25 protein-coding genes and 1 pseudogene are annotated in these 26,262 nt (G+C 63.7%); 6 read left to right on the top strand and 20 right to left on the bottom strand.

Annotated elements, in window-relative coordinates:
- Positions 1-47 precede the first annotated feature (47 nt).
- Genes RID11_RS11070 through RID11_RS11055 form a run of 4 tightly spaced genes read right to left on the bottom strand, consistent with a single transcriptional unit; the run spans position 48 to position 4,515 of the window.
- The gene (locus RID11_RS11070; protein ID WP_350138944.1) at positions 48-1,388 is read right to left on the bottom strand and encodes an NAD(P)/FAD-dependent oxidoreductase; all 1,341 of its coding nucleotides are present in this window, start codon (positions 1,386-1,388) and stop codon (positions 48-50) included.
- On the bottom strand, positions 1,385-2,881 hold the full coding sequence (locus RID11_RS11065) for an aldehyde dehydrogenase (RefSeq protein WP_350138942.1): 1,497 nt from the start codon (positions 2,879-2,881) through the stop codon (positions 1,385-1,387). The genes RID11_RS11070 and RID11_RS11065 overlap by 4 nt, the downstream gene beginning before the upstream one ends.
- A gap of 3 nt (positions 2,882-2,884) precedes the next feature.
- Positions 2,885-3,802 carry a dihydrodipicolinate synthase family protein gene (locus tag RID11_RS11060; protein WP_350138940.1) on the bottom strand — a complete coding sequence of 306 codons (918 nt, stop codon included), beginning with the start codon at positions 3,800-3,802 and terminating at the stop codon, positions 2,885-2,887.
- Between the two features lie 8 nt (positions 3,803-3,810).
- A complete protein-coding gene (locus RID11_RS11055) occupies positions 3,811-4,515 on the bottom strand; it encodes a GntR family transcriptional regulator (protein ID WP_350138938.1) in 705 nt (234 codons plus the stop codon).
- 128 nt (positions 4,516-4,643) lie between these two features.
- Here RID11_RS11055 and RID11_RS11050 point away from each other — a divergent pair, with 128 nt between their 5' ends.
- Entirely contained in the window at positions 4,644-5,594 is a 951-nt protein-coding gene (locus tag RID11_RS11050) for a GlxA family transcriptional regulator (protein ID WP_350138935.1), read from the top strand.
- A 9-nt stretch (positions 5,595-5,603) separates the two neighbouring features.
- Here the strand turns inward: RID11_RS11050 and RID11_RS11045 are convergent, their stop codons facing one another.
- The 12 genes from RID11_RS11045 to RID11_RS10990 all read right to left on the bottom strand — a co-directional run bounded on the left by RID11_RS11045 (position 5,604) and on the right by RID11_RS10990 (position 18,313).
- Positions 5,604-6,566 (bottom strand): 2-hydroxyacid dehydrogenase, encoded by a 963-nt coding sequence (locus RID11_RS11045; RefSeq protein ID WP_350138933.1) that lies wholly within the window; start codon positions 6,564-6,566, stop codon positions 5,604-5,606.
- A gap of 3 nt (positions 6,567-6,569) precedes the next feature.
- A complete protein-coding gene (locus RID11_RS11040) occupies positions 6,570-6,728 on the bottom strand; it encodes a hypothetical protein (RefSeq protein ID WP_350138931.1) in 159 nt (52 codons plus the stop codon).
- A 15-nt stretch (positions 6,729-6,743) separates the two neighbouring features.
- Positions 6,744-8,087, bottom strand: coding sequence for an amidase (locus tag RID11_RS11035; protein WP_350138929.1), 1,344 nt, complete (start codon positions 8,085-8,087; stop codon positions 6,744-6,746).
- Positions 8,077-9,498, bottom strand: a complete 1,422-nt coding sequence (locus RID11_RS11030; protein WP_350138927.1) for a TRAP transporter large permease — start codon at positions 9,496-9,498, stop codon at positions 8,077-8,079. Before RID11_RS11030 ends, RID11_RS11035 begins: the two co-directional genes overlap by 11 nt.
- Positions 9,495-10,079: a TRAP transporter small permease subunit gene (locus RID11_RS11025; protein WP_350138925.1), complete on the bottom strand. Its 585-nt coding sequence runs from the start codon at positions 10,077-10,079 to the stop codon at positions 9,495-9,497. Before RID11_RS11025 ends, RID11_RS11030 begins: the two co-directional genes overlap by 4 nt.
- Before the next feature lie 77 nt (positions 10,080-10,156).
- Complete coding sequence (locus RID11_RS11020; RefSeq protein ID WP_350138923.1) at positions 10,157-11,287, bottom strand: TRAP transporter substrate-binding protein; 1,131 nt, start codon at positions 11,285-11,287, stop codon at positions 10,157-10,159.
- Positions 11,288-11,562: 275 nt separating this feature from the next.
- Positions 11,563-11,979, bottom strand: coding sequence for a BLUF domain-containing protein (locus RID11_RS11015; RefSeq protein WP_350138921.1), 417 nt, complete (start codon positions 11,977-11,979; stop codon positions 11,563-11,565).
- A gap of 113 nt (positions 11,980-12,092) precedes the next feature.
- Positions 12,093-13,166 carry a phenylalanine--tRNA ligase subunit alpha gene (pheS, locus tag RID11_RS11010; protein ID WP_350138919.1) on the bottom strand — a complete coding sequence of 358 codons (1,074 nt, stop codon included), beginning with the start codon at positions 13,164-13,166 and terminating at the stop codon, positions 12,093-12,095.
- Between the two features lie 69 nt (positions 13,167-13,235).
- On the bottom strand, positions 13,236-13,802 hold the full coding sequence (locus RID11_RS11005; protein WP_350138917.1) for a sarcosine oxidase subunit gamma: 567 nt from the start codon (positions 13,800-13,802) through the stop codon (positions 13,236-13,238).
- Positions 13,795-16,728, bottom strand: coding sequence for a sarcosine oxidase subunit alpha family protein (locus RID11_RS11000; RefSeq protein WP_350138914.1), 2,934 nt, complete (start codon positions 16,726-16,728; stop codon positions 13,795-13,797). Before RID11_RS11000 ends, RID11_RS11005 begins: the two co-directional genes overlap by 8 nt.
- Complete coding sequence (locus RID11_RS10995; RefSeq protein ID WP_350138912.1) at positions 16,725-17,012, bottom strand: sarcosine oxidase subunit delta; 288 nt, start codon at positions 17,010-17,012, stop codon at positions 16,725-16,727. The genes RID11_RS11000 and RID11_RS10995 overlap by 4 nt, the downstream gene beginning before the upstream one ends.
- A 50-nt stretch (positions 17,013-17,062) precedes the next feature.
- Positions 17,063-18,313, bottom strand: a complete 1,251-nt coding sequence (locus RID11_RS10990) for a sarcosine oxidase subunit beta family protein (RefSeq protein ID WP_350138910.1) — start codon at positions 18,311-18,313, stop codon at positions 17,063-17,065.
- An 87-nt stretch (positions 18,314-18,400) separates the two neighbouring features.
- On the opposite strand from RID11_RS10990, the gene RID11_RS10985 reads away from it, so the two are divergent.
- On the top strand, positions 18,401-19,357 hold the full coding sequence (locus RID11_RS10985) for a GlxA family transcriptional regulator (protein ID WP_350138908.1): 957 nt from the start codon (positions 18,401-18,403) through the stop codon (positions 19,355-19,357).
- Here RID11_RS10985 and RID11_RS10980 read toward each other — a convergent pair.
- From RID11_RS10980 to RID11_RS10965, 4 genes are all read right to left on the bottom strand, one after another.
- A complete protein-coding gene (locus RID11_RS10980; RefSeq protein WP_350138906.1) occupies positions 19,342-20,133 on the bottom strand; it encodes an ion transporter in 792 nt (263 codons plus the stop codon). The two genes, RID11_RS10985 and RID11_RS10980, sit on opposite strands and share 16 nt — an antisense overlap.
- 85 nt (positions 20,134-20,218) lie before the next feature.
- Entirely contained in the window at positions 20,219-20,512 is a 294-nt protein-coding gene (locus tag RID11_RS10975) for a hypothetical protein (protein ID WP_350138904.1), read from the bottom strand.
- Between the two features lie 73 nt (positions 20,513-20,585).
- Complete coding sequence (locus RID11_RS10970; RefSeq protein WP_350138902.1) at positions 20,586-20,960, bottom strand: HIT domain-containing protein; 375 nt, start codon at positions 20,958-20,960, stop codon at positions 20,586-20,588.
- Between the two features lie 9 nt (positions 20,961-20,969).
- Positions 20,970-22,547, bottom strand: a complete 1,578-nt coding sequence (locus RID11_RS10965; RefSeq protein ID WP_350138900.1) for a DUF5928 domain-containing protein — start codon at positions 22,545-22,547, stop codon at positions 20,970-20,972.
- Between the two features lie 150 nt (positions 22,548-22,697).
- Here RID11_RS10965 and RID11_RS10960 point away from each other — a divergent pair, with 150 nt between their 5' ends.
- From RID11_RS10960 to RID11_RS10945, 4 genes and pseudogenes are all read left to right on the top strand, one after another.
- Complete coding sequence (locus RID11_RS10960; protein WP_350138898.1) at positions 22,698-23,516, top strand: sulfotransferase family protein; 819 nt, start codon at positions 22,698-22,700, stop codon at positions 23,514-23,516.
- Positions 23,517-23,672: 156 nt separating this feature from the next.
- Positions 23,673-23,936, top strand: coding sequence for a 30S ribosomal protein S20 (gene rpsT / locus RID11_RS10955; protein WP_350138895.1), 264 nt, complete (start codon positions 23,673-23,675; stop codon positions 23,934-23,936).
- Between the two features lie 486 nt (positions 23,937-24,422).
- Entirely contained in the window at positions 24,423-25,781 is a 1,359-nt protein-coding gene (gene dnaA / locus RID11_RS10950; RefSeq protein WP_350138893.1) for a chromosomal replication initiator protein DnaA, read from the top strand.
- 168 nt (positions 25,782-25,949) lie between these two features.
- A pseudogene (locus RID11_RS10945) lies at positions 25,950-26,262 on the top strand (DNA polymerase III subunit beta); the annotation flags it as partial.

The following is a 26,262-nucleotide window of genomic DNA, read 5'->3' as shown; positions in this document are numbered from 1 at the left end:
TATCCCGGGGGAGTCGCCCGCATGGACGACGGGGGCAGCGCCCCCACTCACTCCGCGCCCGCGCGCCATTCCTTCCAGCGCAGCACCGCATTAGCCCCGATCTCGGCAAAGGGCTGCGGGGGCAGGCGCTTGGGCTCTGCCTCTGCGGTGAAATGTCGGGTGATGGCGCTGGTCTCACCACAGGCCAGTTCCGCAGCACCCATTCCCGTCAGCGTGCCGCGCGCGGTGCCAAGACCGTTCTGCACGCAGCCCGCGTAGAGCCCCGGCTCAACCTCGCGCATCACCGACACGCCATTCAGGCTCAGGCACAGGTGCCCGGCCCAGGCGTGTTCCATGCGCAGTCCTGCCAGTTGCGGAAAACGCCGGTCGAACTTGCGCTGCATCACGCGGGCGGCGCGGGTCATGTCCGAGCCGCGCACCTGCATGCCGGGGCGCAGCACCGCGCAGGTGCGGGTGATGATCCGGTTGCCGCCCTGCGCGCTGTCTATGCGCCGCATGGTGGTGCCCATCGGGTCCGACGGCGTGACACCCCAGCGGGGCTGCCCGCCGAGGCGGGCGAGCGTGTCGGCGTCAAGCTCGGGCGTCATCGTGGCGAAGAGAAAGACCTGCATCAGCCGCCCGCGCGCGATCCCGAAGCTTTCCAGATGGCCATTCACCGTCAATATCACCTTGCCCGCACTCAGCCGCCCCTTTGGCGTCTCCACCCGCCACGCGTCATCCTGCCGGGTAAGGCCAGTGACGGGGCTCTGCTCATGAATTGCCACGCCGTCGCGCCGCAGCCCATCCGCCAGCCCGCGCACATAACCCGCAGGCTGGAGCATCACCGTGCCGGGAGTATAAAGGCCCGAGCGGTAATGCGGGCTGCCCGTCAAGTGCTGCATCGCCTGCGCGTCGAGCATTTCCGAGGCCTCACCGAGACTGGCAAGATGGTTTGCATAGCTTTCGTTATGAGCATGCGCCGCCGCGCTCGCCGCGCCGTTCACCTTGCCCGCCGGATCAAAGAACGCGGGGTCGATGCCATATTCCGCCACCGCGTCGCGCCCGAAATCCTGCGCCACGCGGTTCAATGCGATCATCGCCCGATCATCCCCCGCCCCGGCATAATCCTCGCTGGTCAGTTCATGCGGCAGGTCGATCATGAAACCCGAATTGCGGCCCGCCGCACCCTCGGCCACACGCCCCGCCTCCAGCACGGCGATGCGCGCGCTGGGGGCAAGCTGTGTCAGCCGCCGCGCCGCCGACAGCCCGGCAAAGCCCGCGCCGATCACCGCGAAATCGGCGCTGGCGTCACCGTCGTGCGGGGTCGCCGGGCCCTGCGCGGGCAGGATCGAGTTCCACGCGGCGGGGCCTGTTTGTCGCGGGGTGGTTCGCGCGCGGTAGCCGCTCAATCCACCGCCTCATCCGCGTCATCGGCCAGATCAAGCCAGATGGTTTTCACTTGGGTATACTGATCATGGGCGTGCAGTCCGTTGTCGCGCCCGCCAAAGCCTGATTGCTTGTAGCCACCAAAGGGCGTCGAGATATCGCCCTCGCCAAAGCTGTTGACCGTCACAGTCCCCGCCCGCAGCATCCTTGCGCCACGCAGCGCGCGCTTGGGGTTCGCGGTGAAGAGCGCGGCGCAGAGGCCGTAATCGGTGTCATTGGCCACCGCGATGGCCTCGTCAAAGCTGCTCACCTCGATCACGCTCAGCACAGGGCCGAAGATTTCCTCGCGCGCGAGGGGATGGTCGTTGCCCGGCAGCATCACCACCGTCGGTTCGACAAAGCCCTTTTCCGCCGTGCCGCCGAAAACGACACTCTCCGCCTGCTCCAGATAGCCGCAGACCTTGGCAAAATGCCCCTCGCTCACCAGCGCGCCGACGCGCGTCTCGGGATCGAGCGGGTCGCCCACCACCCATTCGCGGGCATGCGCCTCGATCCGCGCGAGAAGCGCGTCCTTCACATCGCGATGCACGATAAGCCGCGAGGTGGCGGAGCAATTCTCGCCCATGTTCCAGAACGCGCCCTGCACGATATGCGCCGCGACGCGGTCGAGATTTTCCGCGTCGTCCATGACGATGGCGGGGTTCTTGCCGCCCATCTCCAGCACGATTTCCTTGGCGTTGCTCTCACCCGAATAGCCGAGGAACCGTTTGCCGGTGACGGTGGAGCCGGTGAAGCTGACCATGTCCACGTCCATGTGGCGGCCCAAAGGCTCACCCACCTCCGGCCCGCCGCCGGGCAGCACGCTGAGCACCCCGCGCGGCAGCCCCGCCTCATGCGCGAGTTCCGCCACGCGCAGCGCGGTGAGGCTCGTCTCCTCGGCCGGTTTCACGATGACTGAGCAGCCCGCCGCCAGCGCCGGGCCGATCTTCCACGCCAGCATCAGGAGCGGGAAATTCCACGGCAGGACGAGGCCCACCACGCCGATAGGTTCGCGCACAATCATGGCGATGTGATCGTCCGAGGCAGGCGAAACCTGATCGTAGATCTTGTCGGTCGCCTCGGCGTGCCATTTCAGGCAATGGATCGTCTCGGGCACGTCCACCGTCTCGCAATCGTAGATCGTCTTGCCCGAATCGAGGCTTTCCAGCACCGCCAGTTCCCGCGCATTGCGCGTCATCAGCTTGGCGAGGCGGATCAGCACCTCCTTGCGCGCGGAGGGGGGCAACCGCGACCAGCGACCATCGTCAAACGCCGCGCGCGCCTTGGTCACCGCGAAATCCACGTCCTCGGCGCCGCAGGCAGCCACCTCGGCCAATGTCTCGCCAGTGGCCGGGTTCACGGTAGCAAATGTCCTGCCCGAGATCGCCGGGCGATAGCCGCCGTCGATGAACGCCCCCGTCGGCAGGTCGAGCGTCGCGGCAATCGCCGCATATTCGTCGCGTGTCAGCAAGCTCATGTCTCAGCCCTCCGCCGTGATGGTTGCGATGGTGGTTTTCAGCACGCGCACCACCTGTTCCAATGCGCGCTTGTCGTCCTTGTTCAGGCCTTTCAGCGGGGCGCGTACCTCGCCCGCGTCGATGCCCGTCATGGTCACGCCGTGCTTGATCGTCTGGATGAACTTGCCGCCCTGCTCCAGCACATGCATCAGCGGCAGCATCGCCGACATGATGCGCCGCCCCTTGGCGAAATCACCCTCGACCACGCAGGCCTGATAAAGCGCCACATGCTCGGCTGGCAGGAAGTTGGAGCCGCCGCAGACCCAGAACGGCGCGCCCCAGGCAAAAAACTCCAGCGCCTGATCGTCCATGCCGCAGCCCAACTGGATATGCGGATAATCGCGCGCCAGCAGATGCACCCGATTGATATCGCCCGAGCTTTCCTTGATGCCGCAGAAATTGCGGCTACGGCCGACACGGTCGAGGAATTCCGCGCCCATCATCGTGCCGGTGCGCCCGGGGTAATTATAGAGCATCACCGGCAGACCCGCCGCCCGATCGATGGCGAGCGCGTTGAGCGCATTCTCGCGGTCCGTGGGCACGGCATAGGGCGGTGAGGCGAGCAGGATCGCATCCGCCCCGATCTCGCGCGCGGCCTGCGCCAATATGATGGAATCGTCGGTCAGAATCGCGCCGGTGCCCATGACCAGCGGCACGCGGCCCTTGATCAGCGCATGTGTGAGCTTTGCAAGCTCCACCCGCTCGGCCACGGTCTGGGCATAGTTCTCACCGGTGGAGCCGCCGGTGATGATCCCGTGCACGCCGCTGGCGATCAGGTGCTCGATCACCTCGGCCAAGGCGTCACGGTTCACCGTACCGTCAGCGTGGTAGGGGGTGATGACCGGGGTATAGATCCCGTCAAAGCGAAAGAGTGGGGTCATTGCGGTCCTCATGCGGGGCTGGAGCGTGTGATCTGGCCCATCGGCACTTCGAGGGCCGTGGGCATCACGAAGCGTTCGATCTCGTGGCGCGAGAGGTTCCAGTGATCCTCGGCCAGTTGCGCGGACTGCGCCTCATCACGGGCCGCAATGGCGTCGATGATCGCGTCATGCTGGCGGCTGGCCTCGGCCACGCTATCGGCCATGGTGGCGTTCTCCGGGCGGTAAAAGGTCATCGAGATGCGCGCGTGGTCGATCAGCAGGCGATGGAACGACGGCAGGAGATAGATATTTCCCGCCATCTCGCCGGTGATCTCGTGAAACCGGTTGTTGGCCAGCGTGCGATCCGGGGTCGATCCGTCGCGCAGGGCGGCGCGGAACCTCTCTTGCGCACCGCGCAGCGCCTGTATCTGCACATCCGTGGCATTGCGCGCGGCAAGGCGCAGGATCGCGCCATAAATCATCGGCGCGGCCAGAAAGAAATCGCGAAGCGTGGTGTGCGTGAGATCCGCGACACGCGGCCCGCGATTGTCGCGCAGGTCGATATAGCCAAGACCCGCCAATTCGCGGAACACCTCGCGCACCGGGGTGCGCGACAGCCCGAACTCGGCGCAGATCGCCGCCTCGTCGAGATCGGCACCGGGTTGACGCGCCGTCGTGAGAATTGCGTGTTTGAGATGTGTCGCGAGCGTGGTCTTGCGGTCTTTGGCGGCCATGTCCAGGCCTCCTCTGGCATGAAATTCATCTTGCCTTCTATAGTATACAGAATGTATACGCAATGAATAATTATTGTCTCCCGGCGAAATCACCGTCAGACAGATCACAGCCCGCCGATGGACATGCCATGACCACACCCCAGCATTTCACCTTTGTTCTGGTCGAGGAGTTCTCGCATCTCGCATTTTCCTGCGCGGTCGAGCCGTTGCGCATCGCCAACCTCCTGAGCGGCGAGACGCTCTATCGCTGGTCCTTCGCGTCTGAGGACGGGCAGAGTGCCACCTGTTCCAACGGATCGGTCACGCTGGTGCATCACGGGCTGGACACCCTGCCCAAATGCGACCGGCTTTTCATCCTGTCGGGGATCAACATGCGCACGCATGTGACCAAGCCACTCCTGACCATGCTGCGCCGCGAGGCGCGGCACGGCACGCCCATCGGGGCGCTGTGCTCAGGCGCGTGGATCCTGGCCGAGGACGGATTCCTCAACGGGATGAAGGCGGCGATCCACTGGGAATTCCACGACAGTTTCATGGAGCGGTTTCCCGAGGTGAATCTGGTGCGCAATGTCTTTGTCGCCGACGAACGGCACCTCACCGCCTCGGGCGGAACGGCGACGGCGGACCTGATGCTACACCTGATCGAGCGTGATCACGGCGCAGACCTGTCGATGGCGGTAGCCGACCAGATGGTCTATAGCGCCGCGCGCGAGGCGACGGCGGCACAGCGCGTCTCGCTGCAATCGCGCAACGGCATCCGCAACATCCACCTGACCCGCGCCATCCAGCGCATGCGCGAGACCATCGAAGACCCGCTCAGCCCTGCGCAGATCGCCGCCGAGATCGGCATTTCGACGCGACAGTTGGAGCGGCTCTTCGGCAAGTTTCTCAACACTTCGCCCAAGAAATATTTCATGGACCTGCGCCTCGAACGGGCGCGCCACCTGCTGATCCAGACCGAGGCGTCGGTCATTGAAATCGCACTGGCCTGCGGGTTCGAGAGCTCCGGGCATTTCTCCCGCGTCTACCGCGCCGCCTTTGGTATAGCCCCGATGCAGCAGCGCGGGCGGCTAAGCTGACCCTTGGCCTCAGACCAGACGGTCGCCCGGCTCTCGCCCCGCAAAAAACGCATCGAGGTTGTCGAGTGCGCGGAACCCCATCGCATCGCGCGTCGCACGCGTGGCGCTGCCGATATGGGGCAGCATGAAGATGTTCTCATGCGCCGCAAACGCCGGGTTGCCGCCCGGCTCGACCTTGAAACAATCAAGACCCGCAGCGGCGATGTGGCCCGATTCGATACCCGCGACGAGCGCGACTTCATCGACCAGCGCACCACGCGCGGTATTCACCACGACCGCACCCTTGGGCAGCTTGGCGATACGTTCGGCATTCAGCAAATCGACCGTGTCGGGCGTCGCCGGGCAATGGAGCGACAGGAAATCGGCAACCTCCAGCAGGCTGTCCACATCTTCGTGAAAGACTGCGCCCTGCTCGACATCCGGGGCAAGTCGCGAGCGGTTGTGATAGTGAATTTCCATGCCAAACCCGCGCGCCTTTTCGGCAAAGGCGCGACCGACGCGGCCCATCCCCACGATGCCCAGCCGTGCGCCGGTCACCTGGTTGCCGACCATGAACGAGGGCGACCAGCTATCCCATTCGCCTTGCCGCACAAGGCGATCACCGCGCACCGCATGGCGCGCCGCGCCCAGCATCAGCAGCATGGCGATCTCGGCGGTCGCGTCCGACAGCACGTCGGGCGTGTTCGTCACCACCACGCCCGCGCCCTTCAGTGCCTCAAGATCGCAGTGATCGACGCCCACCGAATGGTTCGCCACGATCTTCAGCCGGGGATCAAGCTGCGCCACCACATCCGCGCTGAAATGCTCGGAGTGACACGGGATCATCCCGTCCACCATTGCGCTCATCGCGATGATGTCCTCGGCACTGCCGGGGGTATCGGCCTCGTTCACGATCACCTCGTAATCGCGGCGCGCGCGCTCCAGCGTCGCATCCGACAGGCGGCGCGGAATCCAGATCACCTTCTTGGACATGGCTCAGCTCTTGTTCTTGCTGGAGGTGATGAAATCATAAGCCGCCAGCCCGGCGGCAAAGACGGTCACGATCCAGAGATCGATCGCACCGATCTCGCTTGCCAGAATATAGAGAAACGCGGCCAGAACCGCGAAGGCGAAGAGTGCCAGTAGCCTGTTCATGTCGTCATCCTTTCGTCATTCCCCGGCCTCGAGCAGCCAGGATTGAAACCAGTTCGCCGTGCGCAAAAGCCGTGCGTCATGCCCGCGCGCCGCGACCATCTGCACGCCCATCGGCAGGCCGTTCTCGGCAGTGAAGGCAGGCACGGTCACGGCAGGCACGCCGGTCAGTGTCCAGAGCCCGTTGAAGATCGCGTCGCCGGTAAACTCAAGCCCCTCGGGCGCGGGGCCGGTGGCGGCGGGGCACAGGATCGCGTCGCACCGCTCGAATATCTCGTCGAGCCCGGCATAGAGCACATCCGGCCAGTCAAGCGCCGCAAGGTAGTCGCGCGCTAGGATCGCGTTGCCCTTGTTCAGCGCATCCTGCGTGCGAGGTCCAAGCGTGTCGATATGCTTGCCGTAGCGATAGTAATAGCGCGCCATTTCAGCGAAATTGATCCGCTCGCGCACCGCAGCGGCCTCCTCGAACGCCTTGGGCAAGGGCGCGTCGAAAACCTGATCTCCAAGCGCCTCGGCCAATTCGTCAAAGGCGGCATGGAGTTGCGGGTCGGCCTCGTCCCAACCGGGTGGTTTTACCAGCGCAAAGATCGGCGTTACCAGTGGATTCGACTGCGCAATGCTCAGCAGCGCCGGCGTCGGGTGCGGCGATGTGGCCGTGTCCCCCGCATCATGCCCGAACAGCACCTCCGAAACGAGCGCCGCATCGGCAGGCGTGCGGGCAAACACCCCAACGGTGTCGAGCGTTGGCGATTGCATCAGCACGCCGCTGCGCGGGATCGCGCCAAAGCTAGGCTTGAACCCGGTCACGCCGCAGAAAGAGGCAGGCCGGATCACCGAGCCACCCGTCTGCGTGCCCACGGCCAGCGGCACCATCCCGTCGGCCACGGCCGCCGCAGACCCCGAGGACGAGCCGCCGGGCGTATGCGCGAGGTTATGCGGATTGCGGGTCTTGCCCGCCTGCATGAAGGCCAGTTCGGTCGTGACCGTCTTGCCCATGATCACCGCACCCGCCGCCCGGAGCCGTTCGACCAGCGCCGCATCCTTGATCGGCACGCGCCCCTGATCGAGCGCGCAACCATTCTCGGTGGGGATTTTCGCGGTGTCGATCACATCCTTGAGCGCCACCGGCAGCCCATGCAGCGCGCCAATCGGCCGCCCCGCCTGCCGATGCGCATCAAGCGCCCTGGCCTGGTGGCGGGCAAAGTCGGGATCGAACCACGCCCAGGCCTGCACCTCGGGTTCACGCGCCTCGATCCGGGCGATGCAAGCCTCGATCAGGTCAACAGCCTTGATCGCGCCCGAGGCCAGACGCTCACGCAAGGCGCAAGCGTCCAGGCTCAGCATGTCGATCTTATCCGCCATACATCAGCTCCGGCAGATAGAACACGATCTGCGGATAGATGTACATCAGCGCCATCGAGATGAAGACGCAGAACAGGAACGGCATCACCCCCGAGAAGATCTGCGTCAGCTTGATTTCCGGTGGCGCGATCCCCTTGAGATAATAGGCCGACATCGCCATCGGAGGGGTCAAAAAGCTGGTCTGAAGGTTGAGCGCCACGAGGATGCCGAAGAACAGCGGATCGACCTCGAAGAACTGCAACAGCGGCAGGAAGATCGGCACGAAGATGATGATGATCTCGGACCATTCCAGCGGCCAGCCGAGCAGGAAGATGATCAACTGCGCCAGAAGCAGGAATTCCAGCGGGCTCAGGTCCAGCCCCTGCACGAATTCCGAGATGATATGCTCGCCGCCCAGATAGGAGAACACCGCCGAGAAAGTGTAGGAGCCGACAAAGAGCCAGCAGACCATCGCCGTGGTGCGCACCGTAAGATAGACGCTTTCGCGCATCCGCTGCCATGTCATCGCCCGGTAGACGAAGGCGAGGAAGATCCCGCCAAGCGCGCCGATCGAGGCCGCCTCGGTCGGCGTCGCCAGACCAAAGAGGATCGAGCCGAGCACCGCCATGATGAGAAACGCAAGCGGGACAAAGGATGTCACGATCATCAGGATGAGCTTGGTCATCGGGATGTCGGGCACTTCCTCCTTGCTGGGTTTCGGCGCGACCGAGGGCTGAATGATCGAGCGCCCGATCACGTAGGTCAGGTAAAGCCCGACCAGAACCAGCCCGGGCAAGAGCGCCGCCGCGTAAAGCCGCACGATCGACACGTTCGAGGCCGCCGCATAGACGATCAGCATGATCGACGGCGGAATGAGAATGCCCAACGTGCCGCCCGCGCAGATGATGCCGGACGCAAACGACGGATCATACCGCGCCTTGAGCATCGCCGGCAGCGCCAGCAGCCCCATCAGCGTCACAACCGCGCCGACAATGCCGGTGGCAGTCGCGAACAGCGCGCAGGTGATCAGTGCGGCCACACCCATCGAGCCGGGCATGTTCTTGGCTGCAACGTTGAGCGTGGAGAACAGCCGGTCCACGATATTCGCGCGTTCCACGATATAGCCCATGAACAGGAACAGCGGCACGGCGGTCAGAACCTCGTTCGACATCACCGTAAAGGTCTGGTTCACGAATAAATCGAATATTCGGTTATTGAAGAATCCTTCCAGCCAGAGGGACCATTGATCCCATGTGCTGGCCAGCTCCTCGTCGAGGCGGTTGTAGTCACGCCACATCCGGCGCTCTTGGAAATAGGCGTAATAGCCAAAGCCGATGCCCATGGCCATCAGTGTGAAAGCAATCGGAAAGCCCAGAAACACGAAGACGATGAACAGGCCCAGCATCATCAGGGCGATTTGGGGATCGGTCATGGATGTGCGTCCTTTTCGGCCTGCGAGGCCTTTTGCATCAACAGGTCTTCGGTCTCGAAGACATCCTCGTCAGCGGGCAGCCATTCATTGGTGCGCATGCAATGGATGCAGCGGCAGACCTGTGCAATGCCCTGAATGAACAGCAGAATACCGGCCGCGACGATCACCGTCTTGAACTGGTAGATCGGCACGCCCGCCGGGCTGTTGACCGACACCTCGCCATAGGACCATGACTTTGCGGCATATTTCCAGCCTGAAAAAATCAGCGCGGTGACGCCCGGGAAGAAGAACAGGATATAGAGCACCAGGTCGATCTTGGCCTGATTGCGCGGCTGCCACAGGCGATAGAGGAAATCACCCCGCACATGCCCGCCGCGCGACAGCGTGTAGGCCCCGCCCATCATGAACAATGTGCCATACATGATGAAGGACACATCGAGCGCCCAGGCCGTCGGCGCGTTGAAGAGGTAGCGCGAGACCACCTCATAGCCGGTACCCACCGACATCAGGATGATGAGCCAGGCAAAAGCCTTGCCGAACCAGGCCGACAGGTTGTCGGCGAAGCGTATGAAACCGATCACGAGATGCCCCCGTTAGTTGGAAAGCGGCCCCGGCGTTTTTGCGCCGGGGCCTGTTTCAATCAGGTCTTTGCCCGCACTCAGAGATTGAGCTTGCCGGGGAAATAGTGATCGTAGGCCAGCTCAAGATCAGGCGCGTTCATCAGCTCATAGAAGGTGACCTGCTCGACCCAGGCACGCTGGCTGTCGAGGGTCTTCTTCATGAACGGATCCTGCTCCAGTTCCGGGATCAGCTTGTCCCAGGCTTCGAGCTGTGCCGCCAGGATGTTTTCCGAGGTGCGGTGCACGGTGACACCCGCCTCTTCCTGCAGCCACTTGAGGTCGGCCGAGTAACGACGCATCGCCTTGGCGGTGTTCGCAGTCGACACGGCCTCGACGCCGTATTTCAGGATCGCGCGCAGATCGGGGTCCAGCTCTTCCATTGTGAATTTGGAGAACAGGAACTCGAAGCTTTCCGAGGCCTGGTGGTAGGAGGACAGGTAGTAGTTCTTCGCCACGTCATGCGCGCCGAAATCCTTGTCCGAGGACGGGTTGTTGAACTCGAACGCGTCGATCACGCCACGCTCCATCGCGGGGACAATCTCGCCACCCGGAAGCTGTGCCACCGACATGCCCATGCTCTGCAGCAGGTCCGCCGCAAGGCCCACGGTGCGATACTTGAAGCCGTTGAGGTCTTCGGCGGTGTTCACCTCTTCCTTGAACCAGCCGAACGGCTGCGCGAACATCGGGAAGCCCATGTAGCCATCGACGTCCATGCCCAGAATGTCCTGGGTCAGTTCGTCATAGAGCGCCTTGCCGCCACCCTCGTAGAACCAGCTCAGCATCGTGGTGGCCGAGCCACCAAAGACCGGGCCGGTGCCAAAGAGCGACGCGGCCTTGTTCTTGCCGTACCAATAGACCGGCACCGAGTGCGCGGCATCGAGAACGCCGTCATTCACGGCATCGAGAACCTGGAATGCGGCCACGACGGCGCCAGCCGGCAGAACGTCGATCTTGAGACGGCCACCAGACATTTCCTCCACCCGGTCGGCATAGTCCTGTGCGAATTCCTGCCAGATGTTCCCGGCACCCCAGGATGTCTGCATTTTCAGCACGATCGGCGCTTGCGCCAATACCGCCGGTGCCGCGAGCGTGCTCGCAGCCGCCACCGGTGCCCCTACCGCTGCGCGGCGCAGGAACGAACGGCGGTCAAACTTCGCCTTATCTGTCATGTTATCCTCCCATTTATGCGTATGCATCAATCGTGTCGGATGGCAGGCGCACGTCAGTTGCAAAGGCGATTCGGTGCTGAATGCCTACCACACGCAGGCCATCGTAAAGATTGGCGATGCAAAAACAAGTATTCTGGTAAGATAATCTGACCAAAGACCCTGATTCAGGGGTTTTCCTAGGTTTCAACCGCAATTTGCGCCCTGTGCACGCAGCCCTGGCTGGTGAAAGCCGCAAATACTTCGCGCATAGGCGGTAATTGGTCCACCGCCCGGCCTCAGGCCTCGCGCGGCGGCACCACGCCCTGATCCGCGAGGCGCTGAAAGAACCCAAGCACCTCGGCCTCGTCCGTCCGCTCGATGGCCCCGACCCGCACGTCCTCGATGCTCCAGACCCAGCTTTGCGCCGGATCGTCGCGCATCGCCCAGCCGGGAAACAGCCGGGCCTCGATCGGCCGCTCGACCAGCCGCGTCACCTCGACATGACGGTCATCGCGGCGAATCCGCTGGTAGGCCGCCTCGACCTTGTCGCGCGGCCCTTCCAGCAGCTGCAGGTAAAGATCATGCCGCGCGATCAACGCCCCGGTGATGTCGTCCCGCGCATTGGCGCGGCGCGCATCCATCAGGATCGCCGACAGCACCGCCTGATCAAACCCGAAGGGCCGCGAGGCATAAACAAGCTGGATCAGCGGCATGAGGCGACTCCTTTTCAAGCAGAGCCTAGAGGGCTTGCCGCGACCTGTCGATGCGAGAAAGTGAAACGTCCTGCCATGACAGACCGGGCGCGGAGCAAGGGCGAGGCGTTGAGTTACCGCGACAACCCGCCATGCAACGTCGGCACGTCCAAACTCGCGAACCCGTAATGCCGCAGCCAGCGCAGGTCTGAATCAAAAAACGCCCGCAGGTCCGGTATCCCGTATTTCAGCATCGCGATCCGGTCGATCCCCATGCCGAAGGCAAAGCCCTGCCACTCGTTCGGGTCGATATGCCCGGCCTCAAGCACCTTGGGATGCACCATGCCGCTCCCGAGGATTTCCAACCAGTCATCGCCCTCGCCGACCTTCAGCGTGCCGCCTTCCCAGCTACAGCGGATATCCACCTCGGCAGACGGCTCGGTGAACGGGAAATGCGACGCGCGGAAGCGCAGTTCCACGTCATCCACCTCGAAAAACGCCTTCACGAACTCCTCCAGCACCCATTTGAGATTGGCCATCGAGATATCGCGGTCAATCGCGAGCCCCTCGACCTGATGGAACATCGGCGTGTGGGTCTGGTCGTAATCCGCACGGTAAACACGGCCCGGCGCGATCACCCGAATGGGCGCGCCCTCGGCCTGCATGGTGCGGATCTGCACCGGGCTGGTATGGGTCCGCAACACATGCGGCGGCCGGTCATCCCCGTCCGCGCGCTGCGTATAGAACGTGTCCATCTCGGCCCGCGCCGGGTGGTGGCCGGGGATGTTCAGCGCGTCGAAATTGTACCAGTCGCTTTCGATCTGCGGCCCCTCGGCCACGGCAAAGCCCATGTCGGCAAAGATCGCCGTGACCTCTTCGGTGACCTGGCTGACGGGATGAATCGTGCCCTGCCGGCGCGGCCGCCCCGGCAGCGTCACGTCCAGCCACTCGCCCCGCAGCCGCTCATCGAGCGCGGCATCGCCCAGCGCCTGTTTCTTGGCCGCCAGCGCCGAGTTGATCTCGTCCTTGAGCGCATTGAGCGCCGGGCCCGCGACCTGCCGCTCCTCGGGCGTCATCTTGCCCAACTCGCGCATCTTCAGGCTGATCTCGCCCTTCTTGCCCACGGCCTGCACCCGCAGATCCTCGAGCGCGGATTCGTCGCCCGCATTGGCAATCGCCGTCAGATATTTGTCCCGCAGATCGTTCATGGCTCTTATCCCGCTGATGTCAGGGGCGAGTTACCGCGCCTTGCCCGTGCGTGCAAGCATATGGGGCGGTCACGCGATATTGCGCAGCGAGACCTCAATCGCATGCAGGAAGGAATTGGCCGAGGAACTCGCCGATAACAGCAGGTAGTCATCATCCCCTGTGCGCAGGATCAGCACCCCCAGATGCTCCATCACCGTGCGCGCGGCGTGATCCATGCCGAACACGTCCGGGTGCAGGTCGATCGGGCAGATCCTCTCCAGCGCGCGCCTTGTGTTGCCCCCCGAAAGCGCCAGCGCCACCCAGACATCGGTCTGATCGGTGGTGTAGACCGCACCCTTCAGCCGCTCCGCCACGACGCGCTCGGCATCGGGGGTCGCGTGGGGGAACAGCGCAAAGGCCAGATCCGGGGCCAGCCGGATAAGCCGCGTGCCATCCCCGGCCACAACTGACCGCCCGATTCCGGACAGGGCCACGCCATAGGCGGCCCGCACTGCCTGCTCTGCCGCCGCTTCGCCCCCCAAAGGCAGCGCCAGCGACACCAGCGCCAGATCATTGGGTGCCCAGAGGCGCACGCCCGCAATCTCCATTTCCGTGCCCGCCAGGGGCGGCTCCGCCTGCAAGGTATACTCAGCCACGCAACCGCTCCCCGTCCGGGTTGATGAAATGCGCCGAGACCACCTCGACCTCCATCTCCCTGCCATGCACCGGGCTGACCGCGCGCAGGATTTCCCCCATCCGCGCATCGCCCCGCTTGAGAAAGCCCAGCCCGATGGAATGCCCCAGGCTCGGCGAATAGGCGACCGAGGACATCCAGCCCTGATCGTTCTCCATCGTGGCTGCGTCCCCCTGCCGGATGAAATGCGACCCGGCAATCAGCCCCGTCGCGCGGTCCACGGGCCGGAACCCCACCAGCTTGACCGCATCCTCGTGCAGCATCTCGGGCCGTTGCGACAGCACGTTGCCGATGCAGTCCTTCTTCTGGCTGACCATCCGCCCCATGCCGAGGTTATGCGCCGTGGTCTGACCGTTCAGCTCGTTGCCCGCCGCATGCCCCTTTTCGATCCGCATCACGCCCAACGCCTCGGTGCCGTAGGGCACGGCGTCGAATTCCGCGCCCGCCTCCATCAGCACGCCCATCATGGCATTGCCATAGCGCGCGGGCACCGCGACCTCATAGGCTAACTCGCCCGAAAAGGAGATCCGGAACAGCCGCGCCGGCATGCCGCCGCAAACCGTGACCTCAGCGCAGGCCATGAAGGGGAACGCCTCGTTCGAGAGGTCATGTTCGGTATCCACCACCTTGCGCAACAGCTTACGCGCGTTCGGCCCGGCGACGGCGAATTGCGCCCAGCCGTCGGTGGTGGAAATCAGGTGCACATCCAGATCGGGCCACAGGCATTGCCGTGCAAATTCCAGCCGCCGGAACACCGTGACGGCATTGGCGGTGGTGGTGGTCATCACGTAGTGGTTCTCGCCCAGCCGCGCGGTAGTGCCATCGTCATAGGCGATCCCGTCCTCGCGCAGCATCAGCCCGTAACGGACCTTGCCCACCGCCAGCGTGGCGAACCCGTTGCAATAGACCCGGTTCAGAAACTCCCCGGCATCGCGCCCCTGAATGTCGATCTTGCCCAGCGTGGTCACGTCGCAGATGCCGACCGACCCGCGCGTCATCAGCACCTCGCGGTCCACCGAATCGCGCCAGCCCTGTTCGCCCTCGCGCGCGAACCATTGCGCGCGCAGCCAGTTGCCCACCTCGACAAAACTTGCGCCATGCGCCTCGGCCCAGCGATGCGATGGCGTCAGGCGATAGGGCCGGAAGTCGCGGCCCCGCGCGCGGCCCGCCAGCGCGCCAATAGGCACCGGCGTATAGGGCGGGCGAAAGATCGTCGTGCCGGTCTCGGGGATCGTGCGGCCGGTGCAGTCTGCCATGATTGCCAGCGCCGGGATATTCGCTGTCTTGCCCTGATCGGTGGCCATGCCCAGCGTGGTGTATCGCTTGAGATGCTCGACCGCGCGAAACCCCTCCTGATGCGCCTGTTTGACGTCCTTGACGGTCACGTCGTTCTGCAGGTCGAGCCAGGCGCGCGCGCGGCTTTGCGGCACGTGCCAGACGGGGGCACACTCGCGCGGCTCGTCCTCGGCGCGGGGCAGGTCGCTCTTGTCGGCATAGCCCAGCGCCTCGGCCGCCGCGAACCCCTCGCGCAGGGCCAACGCCAGCGTCATCGCGCCATTAGCCGCGCCTGCCACAACCATGCCGGGCGGCAGATCTCGCCCTGGCACAAACGCCGCCAGATCGTCGCGCCACGCAGGCCGCCCGCGCTGATGGCAGGTCAGATGCACATTCGGGTTCCAGCCGCCCGACACGGCGAGGCAATCAACATCGATCATCTGCCCGTCAGTCAGTGTAATCTGCCGCAGCCCCTTGCGCCCGCGCGTGTCCATCACAGACGCGCCGCGCACATGCCGTGCACCGGGCACATCGCAAACAGCGGGCGCGTCGCGCGTGTCGATCACGGCGGGCACCTCGATCCCCTTGGCAGCAAGGTCGGCGGCGGTCCGCCAGCCATCGTCGTTATTGGTAAAGACCGCCACGCGCCGCCCTGGGGCCACGCCCCAGCGATTGGCGTAGGCGCGCACCGCCCCGGCCAGCATCACGCCGGGCCGGTCATTGTTGCCAAAGGCGATGGGGCGCTCCGTCGCCCCCGCCGCCAGCACCGCGTGGCGCGAATAGACGCGCCACAGCACCTGCCGGGGCTTGCCGCCGCTCGTGGCCAGGTGATCGGTGCAGCGCTCCAGCACGCCATAGGTACCGTGATCATAGGCGCCGTAGACCGTGCTGCGCGGCATCAGGCGCACGTTTTCCATTGCCGCCAGTTCGGCCACGACACCGGCGGCCCAGTCGGCCCCGGGCCTCCCGTTCACCTCCAGCGTCTCGGCATTGAGCCGCCCGCCCATGACGAAATCCTCGTCCGCCACGATCACCCGCGCGCCCGCGCGCGCTGCGGTGCGCGCCGCCATCAGCCCGGAAGGCCCCGCGCCGATCACCAGCAGGTCGCAATGCAGATAGCCCTTGTCGTAGGTGTCGGGATCCTCCTCCATCGTCAGCCGCCCCAGACCGGCAGAGGCGCGGATCGCGGGCTCATACAGCTTTTCCCAAAAGGCGCGCGGCCACATGAAGGTCTTGTAATAAAACCCCGCCGACAGGAACGGCGACAGCAGGTCCGTCACCGCCATCAGATCGAATTCGAGCGAGCCGCGGTGATTCTGGCTGCGCGCTTCCAGCCCGTCGAAGAGTTCGGCCACCGTGGCGCGGGTGTTGGGCTCCTGCGCGGCGCCCTTGCGCAGTTCCACCAGCGCGTTGGGCTCTTCCGACCCGGCGGTGAAAATACCGCGCGGGCGGTGATACTTGAACGACCGCCCCACCAGCCGCTGCCCGTTGGCCAGCAGCGCCGAGGCCAGCGTATCGCCCGGATGCCCGCGCATCGCCTTGCCGTTGAAGGTAAAGGTGATCTCTGTCGCGCGGTCGATGAGGCCGCCACCGATGCGATGGATCTGACTCATCGGCCCCGCCCCCGGGCGCGGGCCACGTCGCGGGCGAGTTCCACCGCTGTGATCTCGTGGCTCACCGTGTCGCGCGTCACCACCAGCCAGGACCGGTCGCCCTGCTCGTGATACCACAACTCGCGGTGCACCCCCGCCGGGTTGTCGCGCAGATAGCCATAGGCGTGGAAGGCCTCGGCGGCATCCTCGGCCTGCCAGTCGGGCCGGTCGATCAGCGCGGCATCGCCCAGATAGACGAACTCGGCGGCATCGCGCGGGCCCAGAAGCGGGTGATTGATGATCATGGCGTCGCCTTTTGAGTATTTTTGGCAAGATGAAGCATGGCGCGCGCCCCTCAATGCAGGTTGGGCTGGTTGCCCACGCCCTTTTCGTCGATCAGATGCCCGCGCGCGAACCGGTCGAGACGCATCTCGGTGGCGACCGGGTGCGGCGCGTCCTTGGCCAGCAGATGGGCGTAACACAACCCGCTCGCCGGGGTCGCCTTGAAGCCGCCATAGCACCAGCCGCCATTGAAATAGAGCCCGTCGACAGGGGTGCGGTCGATGAAGGGCGAGCCGTCCATCGACATGTCCATGATCCCGCCCCAGCTGCGCAACAGCCGCGCCCGCCCGATCATCGGCATGATCGCCATGCCGCCCTCGGCCACGTCCTCGACCACCGGCAGGTTGCCGCGCTGCGCGTAGGAATTGTAGCCGTCGATATCGCCGCCGAAGACCAGCCCGCCCTTGTCGGACTGGCTGACATAGAAATGTCCCGCCCCAAAGGTGATGACGCCCGGAAGCACCGGCTTCAGCCCCTCGGTGACGAAGGCCTGCAGGACGTGGGATTCAATCGGCAGGCGCATCCCGGCCAGCGCCATCACCCGGCCGGACGAGCCCGCGACACAGACCGCCACCTTGCGCGCGCGGATGGCCCCGCGCGTCGTCTCGACACCCCGGCATTTGCCCTCGCGGATGTCGAAGCCGGTGACCTCGCAATTCTGGATGATATCGACGCCGCGCGCATCGGCACCGCGCGCATAGCCCCAGGCTACCGCATCATGCCGCACCGTGCCGCCGCGCCGCTGGAAAAGCCCGCCCTTGATCGGAAAGCGGGCATTGTCGAAATCGAGAAACGGCAACTCGGCGCGCAATTGATCGGCATCGGCCAGTTCCGCATCGGCGCCTGCCAGAAACATCGCATTGGCGCGGCGCACGAAGGCATCGCGCTGCGCGTCCGAATGAAACAGGTTCAGGATCGAGCGTTGGCTGACCATCGCGTTGTAATTGAAATCCTGCTCCAGCCCCTCCCACAGCTTGAGCGACATCTCGTAGAACGGCTCGTTGCCCGGAAGCATGTAGTTGGAGCGGATGATCGTGGTGTTGCGCCCGACATTGCCCGAGCCGATCCAGCCCTTTTCCAGAACCGCGATATTGCGCAGCCCGAATTCCTTGGTGAGGTAATAGGCGGTGGCCAGACCATGCCCGCCGCCGCCGATGATGACGATATCATATTCGGGTTTCGGGTCGGGATCGCGCCAGACAGGTTTCCAGCCCTTGTTGCCGGTCAGCCCCTCGCGGAGGATTTTCAAGGCGGAATAGCGCATCGGGTCTGTCCTGTGGCTCGCTCTGGCGCGATCATCGCCGATCCGCGTGGGCTATACTTGTCCTGAAAAGTCAATTAGATGACGAATATGGACAAACACGCTCCCGGCCCGCATCGAATCGGCATCCTGCCGATCCCCGGATTCGCGCTGATGTCATTCGCCGCCACCGTCGAGCCGCTGCGCGCCGCCAACCTGCTGGCCGGGCGCACGCTCTACGAGGTGATCCATATCGCTCCGACGCCTGACCCGGTGTGCAGTTCCGGCGCGGCGCAGGTCAGGCCCGAGGCGGGGCTTGCCGACGATCTCCACCTCGACCACCTCTTTCTGGTGGCGGGCGGCGATCCGGCGACCTATCCGGCGCGCGCGCTTACCCCGTGGCTGGCGCGGCAGGCACGCGCGGGCGTGGTGCTGGGCGGTGTCTCGGGCGGGCCAATCATCCTGGCGCGCGCCGGGCTGATGGGCGACCGGCGGATGACCGTGCATTGGGAATATGCCGCCGCCCTGGCCGAGGTCGCGCCCGACCTGCGCATCGAACGCACGCTTTATGTCATCGACCGCGACCGCATGACCTGCGCCGGCGGCACCGCGCCGATGGACATGATGCACGCGCTGATCGCCACGCATCACGGCCGCGCCTTTGCGCGCGAGGTCAGCGACTGGTTCATGCATACCGAAATTCGCCCGCCCACCGGGCCGCAACGCTCAGGCCTGGTGGAACGGGTCGGCACGCAAAGCCCGGCGATCCTCGATGCGGTCGAGGCGATGGAGGGCAATATCGCCGACCCGCTATCCCTGCCGCATCTGGCACAGATCGCCCGGCTCTCGCCGCGCCAGCTCAACCGCATGTTCCGGCAGCATCTGGGCCAGACCACCCATGGCTATTACCGCCGACTGCGGCTCGAAAAGGCGCGCAACCTGTTGCGCAATTCGGCGCTCTCGCTGACCGAGGTGGCGCTCGCCACCGGCTTTGCCAGTTCGTCTCATTTCTCGCGCGCCTACCGCGCGGAATATGGGCAGCCGCCGTCGCGCTATCGCTCGTCCTGATCGCGCCGCTCACGAATGAGCGCCTCGAGATCCCCCAGCCGGGTCAGAACCTCGTCGCGATAGGTGTCGGTCTTTTCCGCGTCCTCGGCGTGGTGCGCGTCCTGCATCGAGTTGACGATGAGACCGACCAGAAGGTTCACCACGGCAAAGGTGGTGACCATGATGAAGGGCACGAAGAAGGCCCAGGCATATGGAAACACCTCCATCACCGGGCGCACGATGCCCATCGACCACGATTCCAGCGTCATGATCTGGAAGAGCGAATAGGCCGAGCGCCCCAGATCGCCGAACCAGTCGGGAAAGGCCGCACCAAAAAGCTTGGTCGCCATGACCGAGCCGATGTAGAAGATCATGCCCATCAGCAGGAACACCGACCCCATCCCCGGCAGCGCCGTCACCAGCCCCTCGACCACCCGGCGCAGCGACGGCGCGACCGACACCACCCGCAACAGACGCAGGATGCGCAGCGCGCGCAGCACCGACAAACCTTGCGTCGCGGGCACCAGCGAAATGCCGACGATGATGAAGTCAAAGATGTTCCAGCCGCGCCGAAAGAACCCGGCAATGCCCCGCGCATAGAGCTTGGCCACGATCTCGACCACGAAGACCGACAGGCACAGCTTGTCGAGCAGGGTGATCACCGGACCGGCCTGCGCCATGATCGGATCAGAGGTTTCCATCCCAAGGATCACCGCGTTGAACAGGATCACCCCTAGAATGGTGTTCTGGAACATAGATGTGTCGAGAATGGCGCCGATACGGCTTCGAAATGTCATGGCCTGCCTGTTGGGTTCGCGCTGCAATCGCCGGACATATGGGCGCGGCAAGACGGCACCGCAAGCGATTGTGCCTGTCACCGCCTCAGAAGCCGCAATACTCCGAGCCGTAATAGCGGTAGGTGAAGGGATTGCGCCTCAGAACTTCGATATCCTCGCGGTTCGAAACTGCGATCACCGCGTTGTTTGCCCCCATCAGCCCATATCCTGCGGCGCTGTAGATCTCCAGAAGCTGCGCCTCGGTCAGGACGCAATCATTCACTTCGAAAATATAGCGCACGAAATCGTCAGGGTCGTTGGGCTTCGGCAATGGGCGGTTCGCTGCACCGGCAAGGGTGGCCACGGCAATCAGGCTGAAAACGGGCAGGTCAAGACGCATTAAACATCCCTCGCATGTTGGGTACAAAAGGGAGCATGCCGCGATTCGCGTGACCCGCCCAAGACAATCCTGCCTAGATCTTTTGAAGCATCCGCCCCAGCGGGCGCCCGCCAATGATATGCAGGTGGAAATGCGGCACCTCCTGCACGCCGTGCTCGCCGGAATTGGTGATCGCGCGGAACCCGCCATCGCCAAGCTGCACACCGGACTGACGGCAGATCTCGGCCACGGCGCGGTTGAAATCGACGATCTCGGCATCGCTGGCCTCAGCCGCGAAATGATCATAGCTGACATAGGCCCCCTTGGGGATCACCAGCACATGCACCGGGGCCTGCGGCTGGATATCCTCGAAGGCGAGCGTATGCTCGGTCTCCAGCACGGTCTTGTTCGGAATCTCGCCGCGCAGGATCTTGGCAAAGATGTTCTGGTCGTCATAGGCATAAGACATGGGGCGTCCTCAATCTGCAAAAAGATGGTCGAGTGCGGCGATTTCCTGCGCCTTTTCGGGGGGAATATCAAGGAACCGCGACAACAGATCCGGATAGCGCGCGGCATCGTCGTTCTCGCGCAGGATCAGATGGTTCTCGAATTCGGAATCACGGATCTGATCGCTCTCATGGGTCATGTCCCCGCGGATCGTGGGCAACAGCCGCTCCAGCGTCTCGGGCGGGGTCTGCTCGCCGGCAAGGCCCACGCGCATGGCGTGCCCGGTAAGATAGGAATCGGTGAAATGGCACTGGATTTCCAGCAGCTTGGTCACCGACCGGTCGCCGCAGAAATCCTGCAATAGGTCGATGCTGCCCGGGTCCATGCAGACGATCAGGCGGTCGGTCTCGTAATAGTCGAACAGCATCCGCATCAGCGCGCGGCGATGGCGGGTGCGCTTGGCCAAGGTGCCCTGGATACCGCCCAGATCGGGCAGGGCGGTGCCCTCCTCGTTAAAGAGATACTCGATCGCGGGCAGGTTGGTGACCTGCCGGATCCGGTCGAGCAGACGCTTGGCGACGTGCCATTTCTTGCACACCACGATCATCAGCTCACGCTCGCGGCCCAGCGTGCTCTCGGTCTCCCAGAAGCGCTGGGCGAACCGCCGCCCCTCGCGCCCGCGCCCGGAGAGGAACTTGAACAGGCTGCGCCCTTCGTTCGAAATCTGGAACTCGGCCCGCGTGTTGTTATAGAGCGCGCCGAGGCGGCGCTTGAGCTCAAGCGCCTCGGGGCTGATCTTGCGGGCAAAGAGATAATCCTGACTGAGCAGCAGGTCGTAATGGTCGTTGTAGAACGTGACCGGCATCCCGTAATCGGTGAACATCAGAAACGTCAGCGTGCGCGTCTCGATCTCGGTCTCGGGCACGAGATGACGCACCAGCGTCTGAAAGAACGTCTCGTCAGGGATCCATGTGGTACGGAAAAACCGCATCACGTCACGCCGCCGCCGCGTGAAATCCAGGATCCATTCCACCGTGCGGCGGCGCAGGCACCACCACTGGCTGCCGATCTGAACCTGAATATCATGCGGAATCTCGCGCGTCAGCCGCAGGCGCTTTTGCGCCTCGAACGCGGCATAGAAACGCTTGGGCTGTGTCCGCTCGTTAAAGAAATGGCGATAGATCAACCGCTCTTCCTTCATCCCGGTCTTGATCCAGTCGCTTTCGAAATAATCAAAGCTTTCGACATAATCGACATCGCGCGCATCGAGATATTCATGCGCGAAACGGGCGGATTTGATCGGCGCGCAATCGCCCGACAGCATGTAGAAATGCGTGGCGCGCGGAAACTGGTCAACGGCGGCCTCGACGGCATAGAGCGTCGCCTGCACCAATGACCACTCACCCCAGCCGCATTTGATGCGCTTCTTCGCGAAAGTCACATTGGGATTGTCCGCCAGCGCCTCACGGATCTGCCGGAACGCTTCAGGCTTGGCGCGGGCATCGAAATGGATCGACATGTAATCCCCGGCAGCCGTCAGCATCTCGGCCTGACGGATGATCGCCTCGGGGTCTTTATGGCACAGCAGGATGAACGCGATTTTTGCCATATCAGAAACTGTGCAACCCTTTTTTCAGAGATTGTGTATAGCAATACCCGTGAAGGTCGTCTGAATAAACAGGCTTTCTTTGGTTTTTTGAACAGGTTACAAAGCATTGAGCCCATAAAAACCGGGCCGGGACGTGCGGAGGCAGCGACAATGGGCTTTCCAGGGACATGGATGACCGAAAGCGAGAGCGTGGTCTACCGCGTGGTGCCGAAATGCGCCTGCTCGACTATCGGGCAGATCATGTATTACTCTGATCACGGTGATTTCTTCGACGGCGACATCCACGATGCCACCACCGGGCTGCATAAATGGGCGCGCGAGGACAGCCAGAAACTGATCAACGCCAATGTGCGCACCCATACCTCTTATGCCTTCACCTGCGTGCGCAATCCCTACACCCGCATCCTGTCCTCCTTCTTCGACAAGATCTGCGGCATCCAGCGCAACGGCAAACGCTATCGCGGCAAGCTGGTGCCGATGCTGATCCAGAAATACGGCATCGAGGTCGGCGGCGAGGACGGCAAGCAGGAGTTCGACCAGATCAAGAGCTTTCGCCGCTTCCTGCTTTTCGCGCGCGACTCGATCCGCTTCAAGCGCCCGATGGAGCCCGACATCCACTGGTCGGCGCAGGCGGGCCACGTCTCGACCTTCATCGTCAACGGCGGCACCTATGACAAGATCTTCTGGACCGAGGCCTTCAACGACGGCATGGCCGACGTTCTGAAATCCATCCAGACGCCGCACAAGGTCAATCTCAAGAAGATCCCGCGCTTCAACGAATCCGAAGGCCACGGGCCCAAGCGCGCCCACCCGGTCGAGGACTATTTCGACGACCTGTCGATGCATCTGGTCTACGAGATCTACAAACGCGATTTCGAGGTCTTCAAATACGATTTCGAGAATCCCGCCAACAAGATGCCGATTGGCGAAATCGACCTCGAAGAAGTCCACGCCAAGCTGGGCGAATAGCCGGGGGCTTGCATTCCGCACCAAACGGCGTAAAAGGCCCGCCATACATGCGCGTGATGCCCGCTCAGGCAAGAATCATCACCCCGGAGATCGGGGGCCCGGTTGGGTATCCGTGCGTCACACCTAGATACCGAACCTTGAAAGGGTCTGATTCACATGGCCAACACACCCCAGTCCAAGAAGCGCGCACGCCAGAACGAAAAGCGCTTTGAAGTCAACAAAGCCCGCCGGTCGCGGATTCGCACATACCTGCGCAAAGTCGAAGAGGCGATCGCCTCGGGTGACAAAGATGCCGCAGTTGCCGCACTCCGCGCCGCCCAGCCCGAGCTGATGCGCGGCGTCACCAAGGGCGTCTTCCACAAGAACACCGCGTCGCGCAAGGTTTCGCGCCTTGCATCGCGGGTCAAGTCGCTCGGCTAAGGCTTTCAGCTAAGTCGTTGAAGGATAAAGGCACCGCCGCGCGCGGTGCCTTTTTGTTTTTCCAGCACCCTTCGGGGGCGGATAGATTCTTTTCTGCCAAAGCCGCTGTCAAGCGCATTGATCAGTTGCCCAGACAGCTGCGACGTTGCTAATTTCAGACCTGCGATTCACGCTTGGGGGGACAGGCTGCACGGAGGCAGGATCAGACGAGATTGATCCGATCCGCTTCTGAAACGAGCATTTCTGCTTTGGCTTTGTCCATGTAAACGTATTTTGGATGCCGGAAGAACCCGCGGTCTCTTGGGACAGGCCGTCGCGCTCTGCCGCTTTCGGAATGCACGGTGATCTGTCTGAGGATCCTGCGGCTGTTGCCCTGCGCAACAGTGGTGGTCGTCCTTTGCCCCCATCCGGTGAGCGCGCGTAAGAGTGAACCGACCAGTGGATCAGCCGCTGGTTGGATACGAGAGAGCAGCGGAACGGGATATCATGACGCAAGAACAATGGGGACGGCTGAAACAGAAAATCCAGGACTCGGTCGGGCAGAGCAATTACCGAAACTGGATCGAACCTCTGGAACTCGCCGAGGTTTCGGGCGGCATTGCGACGTTTCAGGTGCCCACCAGCTTTCTTGGCAACTATGTCTCGCAGCATTACGGTGATCTGATCCTCTACCAGATCTCGAGCATCGACCCGAAGGTGCGCCGCCTGAATTTCCGTGTCGCCGCCAATTGCGCGGCCCGCCCGTCACAGCCCGACGCGCCGAGGACCGCCGCCGCCGTGCAGCCGGTCCGCACCGACGGTGCCCTGCCCTCCGCCCCGCTGGATGAGCGGTTCCGCTTCGACACCTTCGTCGTCGGCAAGCCCAATGAGCTGGCCCATGCCGCAGCCAAGCGCGTCGCCGAAGGCGGGCCCACCACCTTCAACCCGCTGTTTCTCTATGGCGGCGTCGGTCTGGGCAAGACCCACCTGATGCACGCCATCGCCTGGGATCTGACCACCGCGCGCCCCGACATGAACGTGCTCTATCTCTCGGCGGAGCAGTTCATGTACCGGTTCGTGCAGGCCCTGCGCGACCGCAAGATGATGGATTTCAAGGAGATGTTCCGCTCGGTCGACGTTCTGATGGTCGATGACGTGCAGTTCATCGCCGGCAAGGACAGCACGCAGGAGGAATTCTTTCACACCTTCAACGCGCTGGTCGATCAGAACAAGCAGATCGTGATTTCCGCCGATTGCGCCCCCGGCGAGATCGCCAATCTCGAAGACCGGATCAAGTCGCGCCTGCAATGCGGTCTGGTCGTCGATCTGCACCCCACCGATTACGAACTGCGCCTCGGCATCCTGCAATCCAAGCTGGACCGCCACCGCGACCAATATCCCGACCTTGAACTCAACGAGGGCGTGCTCGAATTCCTCGCCCACCGGATCAGCACCAATGTCCGCGTGCTCGAAGGCGCGCTGACCCGGCTCTTCGCCTTTGCATCGCTGGTGCGCCAGCCGATCACGCTGGAACTGACGCAGGACTGCCTTGCCGACGTGCTGCGCGCCTCCGAGCGCAAGGTCTCGGTCGAGGAGATCCAGCGCAAGGTTTCCGATCACTACAACATCCGCCTTTCCGACATGATCGGGCCCAAGCGCCTGCGCGCCTTCGCCCGGCCACGTCAAGTGGCGATGTATCTGTGCAAGCAGATGACCTCGCGCTCGTTGCCCGAGATTGGTCGTCGGTTCGGCGGACGCGACCACACCACCGTGATGCACGGGGTCAAGCGCATCGAGGAGTTGCGCATTCAGGACGCTCAGATCGCCGACGATCTGGAGCTTTTGCGCCGCACGCTCGAAGGCTGAGCGCGGCTTTACCGCCGCAAACGCCCCCCGCGCGGCATGCTGCGGGGGCTGTGGCCCTTGACGCTGCCAGATTTCCAGCCGAAAACACGATAAAGCGCTTGAGCCGCAGGGGAATATTGCTACCGTGCCCCTCCCGGCGCAAGACCGGCACCTGACAGGAGCGAGGGCATGAAACTCAGCATCGAACGCGGCACGTTGCTCAAGGCCGTGGCACAGGCACAATCCGTGGTCGAGCGGCGCAACACCATTCCGATCCTCGCCAATGTGCTGATCGAGGCCGAAGGCGACGCGGTGCATTTCCGCGCCACCGATCTCGATATCGAGGTGGTCGACAAGGCCCCCGCACAGGTCGAACGCGCCGGTGCCACCACCGTCTCGGCGGTGATGCTGCACGAGATCGTGCGCAAACTGCCCGATGGCGCGCTTGTCACGCTGGCCGATGACGGTGCCGCCGGGCGCCTCACCGTGCAGGCGGGCCGGT

Source organism: Roseovarius sp., from assembly GCF_040219995.1.
Taxonomy (GTDB): domain Bacteria; phylum Pseudomonadota; class Alphaproteobacteria; order Rhodobacterales; family Rhodobacteraceae; genus Roseovarius.
This window is presented reverse-complemented; position numbering and strand designations above follow the sequence as displayed.

What these genes read in the sequence shown, in the direction of transcription:
- RID11_RS11065 (WP_350138942.1), bottom strand. Translation starts at nt 2,881, where the DNA reads ATGAGCTTGCTGACACGCGACGAATATGCGGCGATTGCCGCGACGCTC.
- RID11_RS11060 (WP_350138940.1), bottom strand. Translation starts at nt 3,802, where the DNA reads ATGACCCCACTCTTTCGCTTTGACGGGATCTATACCCCGGTCATCACC.
- RID11_RS11055 (WP_350138938.1), bottom strand. Translation starts at nt 4,515, where the DNA reads ATGGCCGCCAAAGACCGCAAGACCACGCTCGCGACACATCTCAAACAC.
- RID11_RS11050 (WP_350138935.1), top strand. Translation starts at nt 4,644, where the DNA reads ATGACCACACCCCAGCATTTCACCTTTGTTCTGGTCGAGGAGTTCTCG.
- RID11_RS11045 (WP_350138933.1), bottom strand. Translation starts at nt 6,566, where the DNA reads ATGTCCAAGAAGGTGATCTGGATTCCGCGCCGCCTGTCGGATGCGACG.
- RID11_RS11040 (WP_350138931.1), bottom strand. Translation starts at nt 6,728, where the DNA reads ATGAACAGGCTACTGGCACTCTTCGCCTTCGCGGTTCTGGCCGCGTTT.
- RID11_RS11035 (WP_350138929.1), bottom strand. Translation starts at nt 8,087, where the DNA reads ATGGCGGATAAGATCGACATGCTGAGCCTGGACGCTTGCGCCTTGCGT.
- RID11_RS11030 (WP_350138927.1), bottom strand. Translation starts at nt 9,498, where the DNA reads ATGACCGATCCCCAAATCGCCCTGATGATGCTGGGCCTGTTCATCGTC.
- RID11_RS11020 (WP_350138923.1), bottom strand. Translation starts at nt 11,287, where the DNA reads ATGACAGATAAGGCGAAGTTTGACCGCCGTTCGTTCCTGCGCCGCGCA.
- RID11_RS11015 (WP_350138921.1), bottom strand. Translation starts at nt 11,979, where the DNA reads ATGCCGCTGATCCAGCTTGTTTATGCCTCGCGGCCCTTCGGGTTTGAT.
- pheS (WP_350138919.1), bottom strand. Translation starts at nt 13,166, where the DNA reads ATGAACGATCTGCGGGACAAATATCTGACGGCGATTGCCAATGCGGGC.
- RID11_RS11000 (WP_350138914.1), bottom strand. Translation starts at nt 16,728, where the DNA reads ATGAGTCAGATCCATCGCATCGGTGGCGGCCTCATCGACCGCGCGACA.
- RID11_RS10995 (WP_350138912.1), bottom strand. Translation starts at nt 17,012, where the DNA reads ATGATCATCAATCACCCGCTTCTGGGCCCGCGCGATGCCGCCGAGTTC.
- RID11_RS10990 (WP_350138910.1), bottom strand. Translation starts at nt 18,313, where the DNA reads ATGCGCTATTCCGCCTTGAAAATCCTCCGCGAGGGGCTGACCGGCAAC.
- RID11_RS10985 (WP_350138908.1), top strand. Translation starts at nt 18,401, where the DNA reads ATGGACAAACACGCTCCCGGCCCGCATCGAATCGGCATCCTGCCGATC.
- RID11_RS10980 (WP_350138906.1), bottom strand. Translation starts at nt 20,133, where the DNA reads ATGACATTTCGAAGCCGTATCGGCGCCATTCTCGACACATCTATGTTC.
- RID11_RS10975 (WP_350138904.1), bottom strand. Translation starts at nt 20,512, where the DNA reads ATGCGTCTTGACCTGCCCGTTTTCAGCCTGATTGCCGTGGCCACCCTT.
- RID11_RS10970 (WP_350138902.1), bottom strand. Translation starts at nt 20,960, where the DNA reads ATGTCTTATGCCTATGACGACCAGAACATCTTTGCCAAGATCCTGCGC.
- RID11_RS10965 (WP_350138900.1), bottom strand. Translation starts at nt 22,547, where the DNA reads ATGGCAAAAATCGCGTTCATCCTGCTGTGCCATAAAGACCCCGAGGCG.
- RID11_RS10960 (WP_350138898.1), top strand. Translation starts at nt 22,698, where the DNA reads ATGGGCTTTCCAGGGACATGGATGACCGAAAGCGAGAGCGTGGTCTAC.
- rpsT (WP_350138895.1), top strand. Translation starts at nt 23,673, where the DNA reads ATGGCCAACACACCCCAGTCCAAGAAGCGCGCACGCCAGAACGAAAAG.
- dnaA (WP_350138893.1), top strand. Translation starts at nt 24,423, where the DNA reads ATGACGCAAGAACAATGGGGACGGCTGAAACAGAAAATCCAGGACTCG.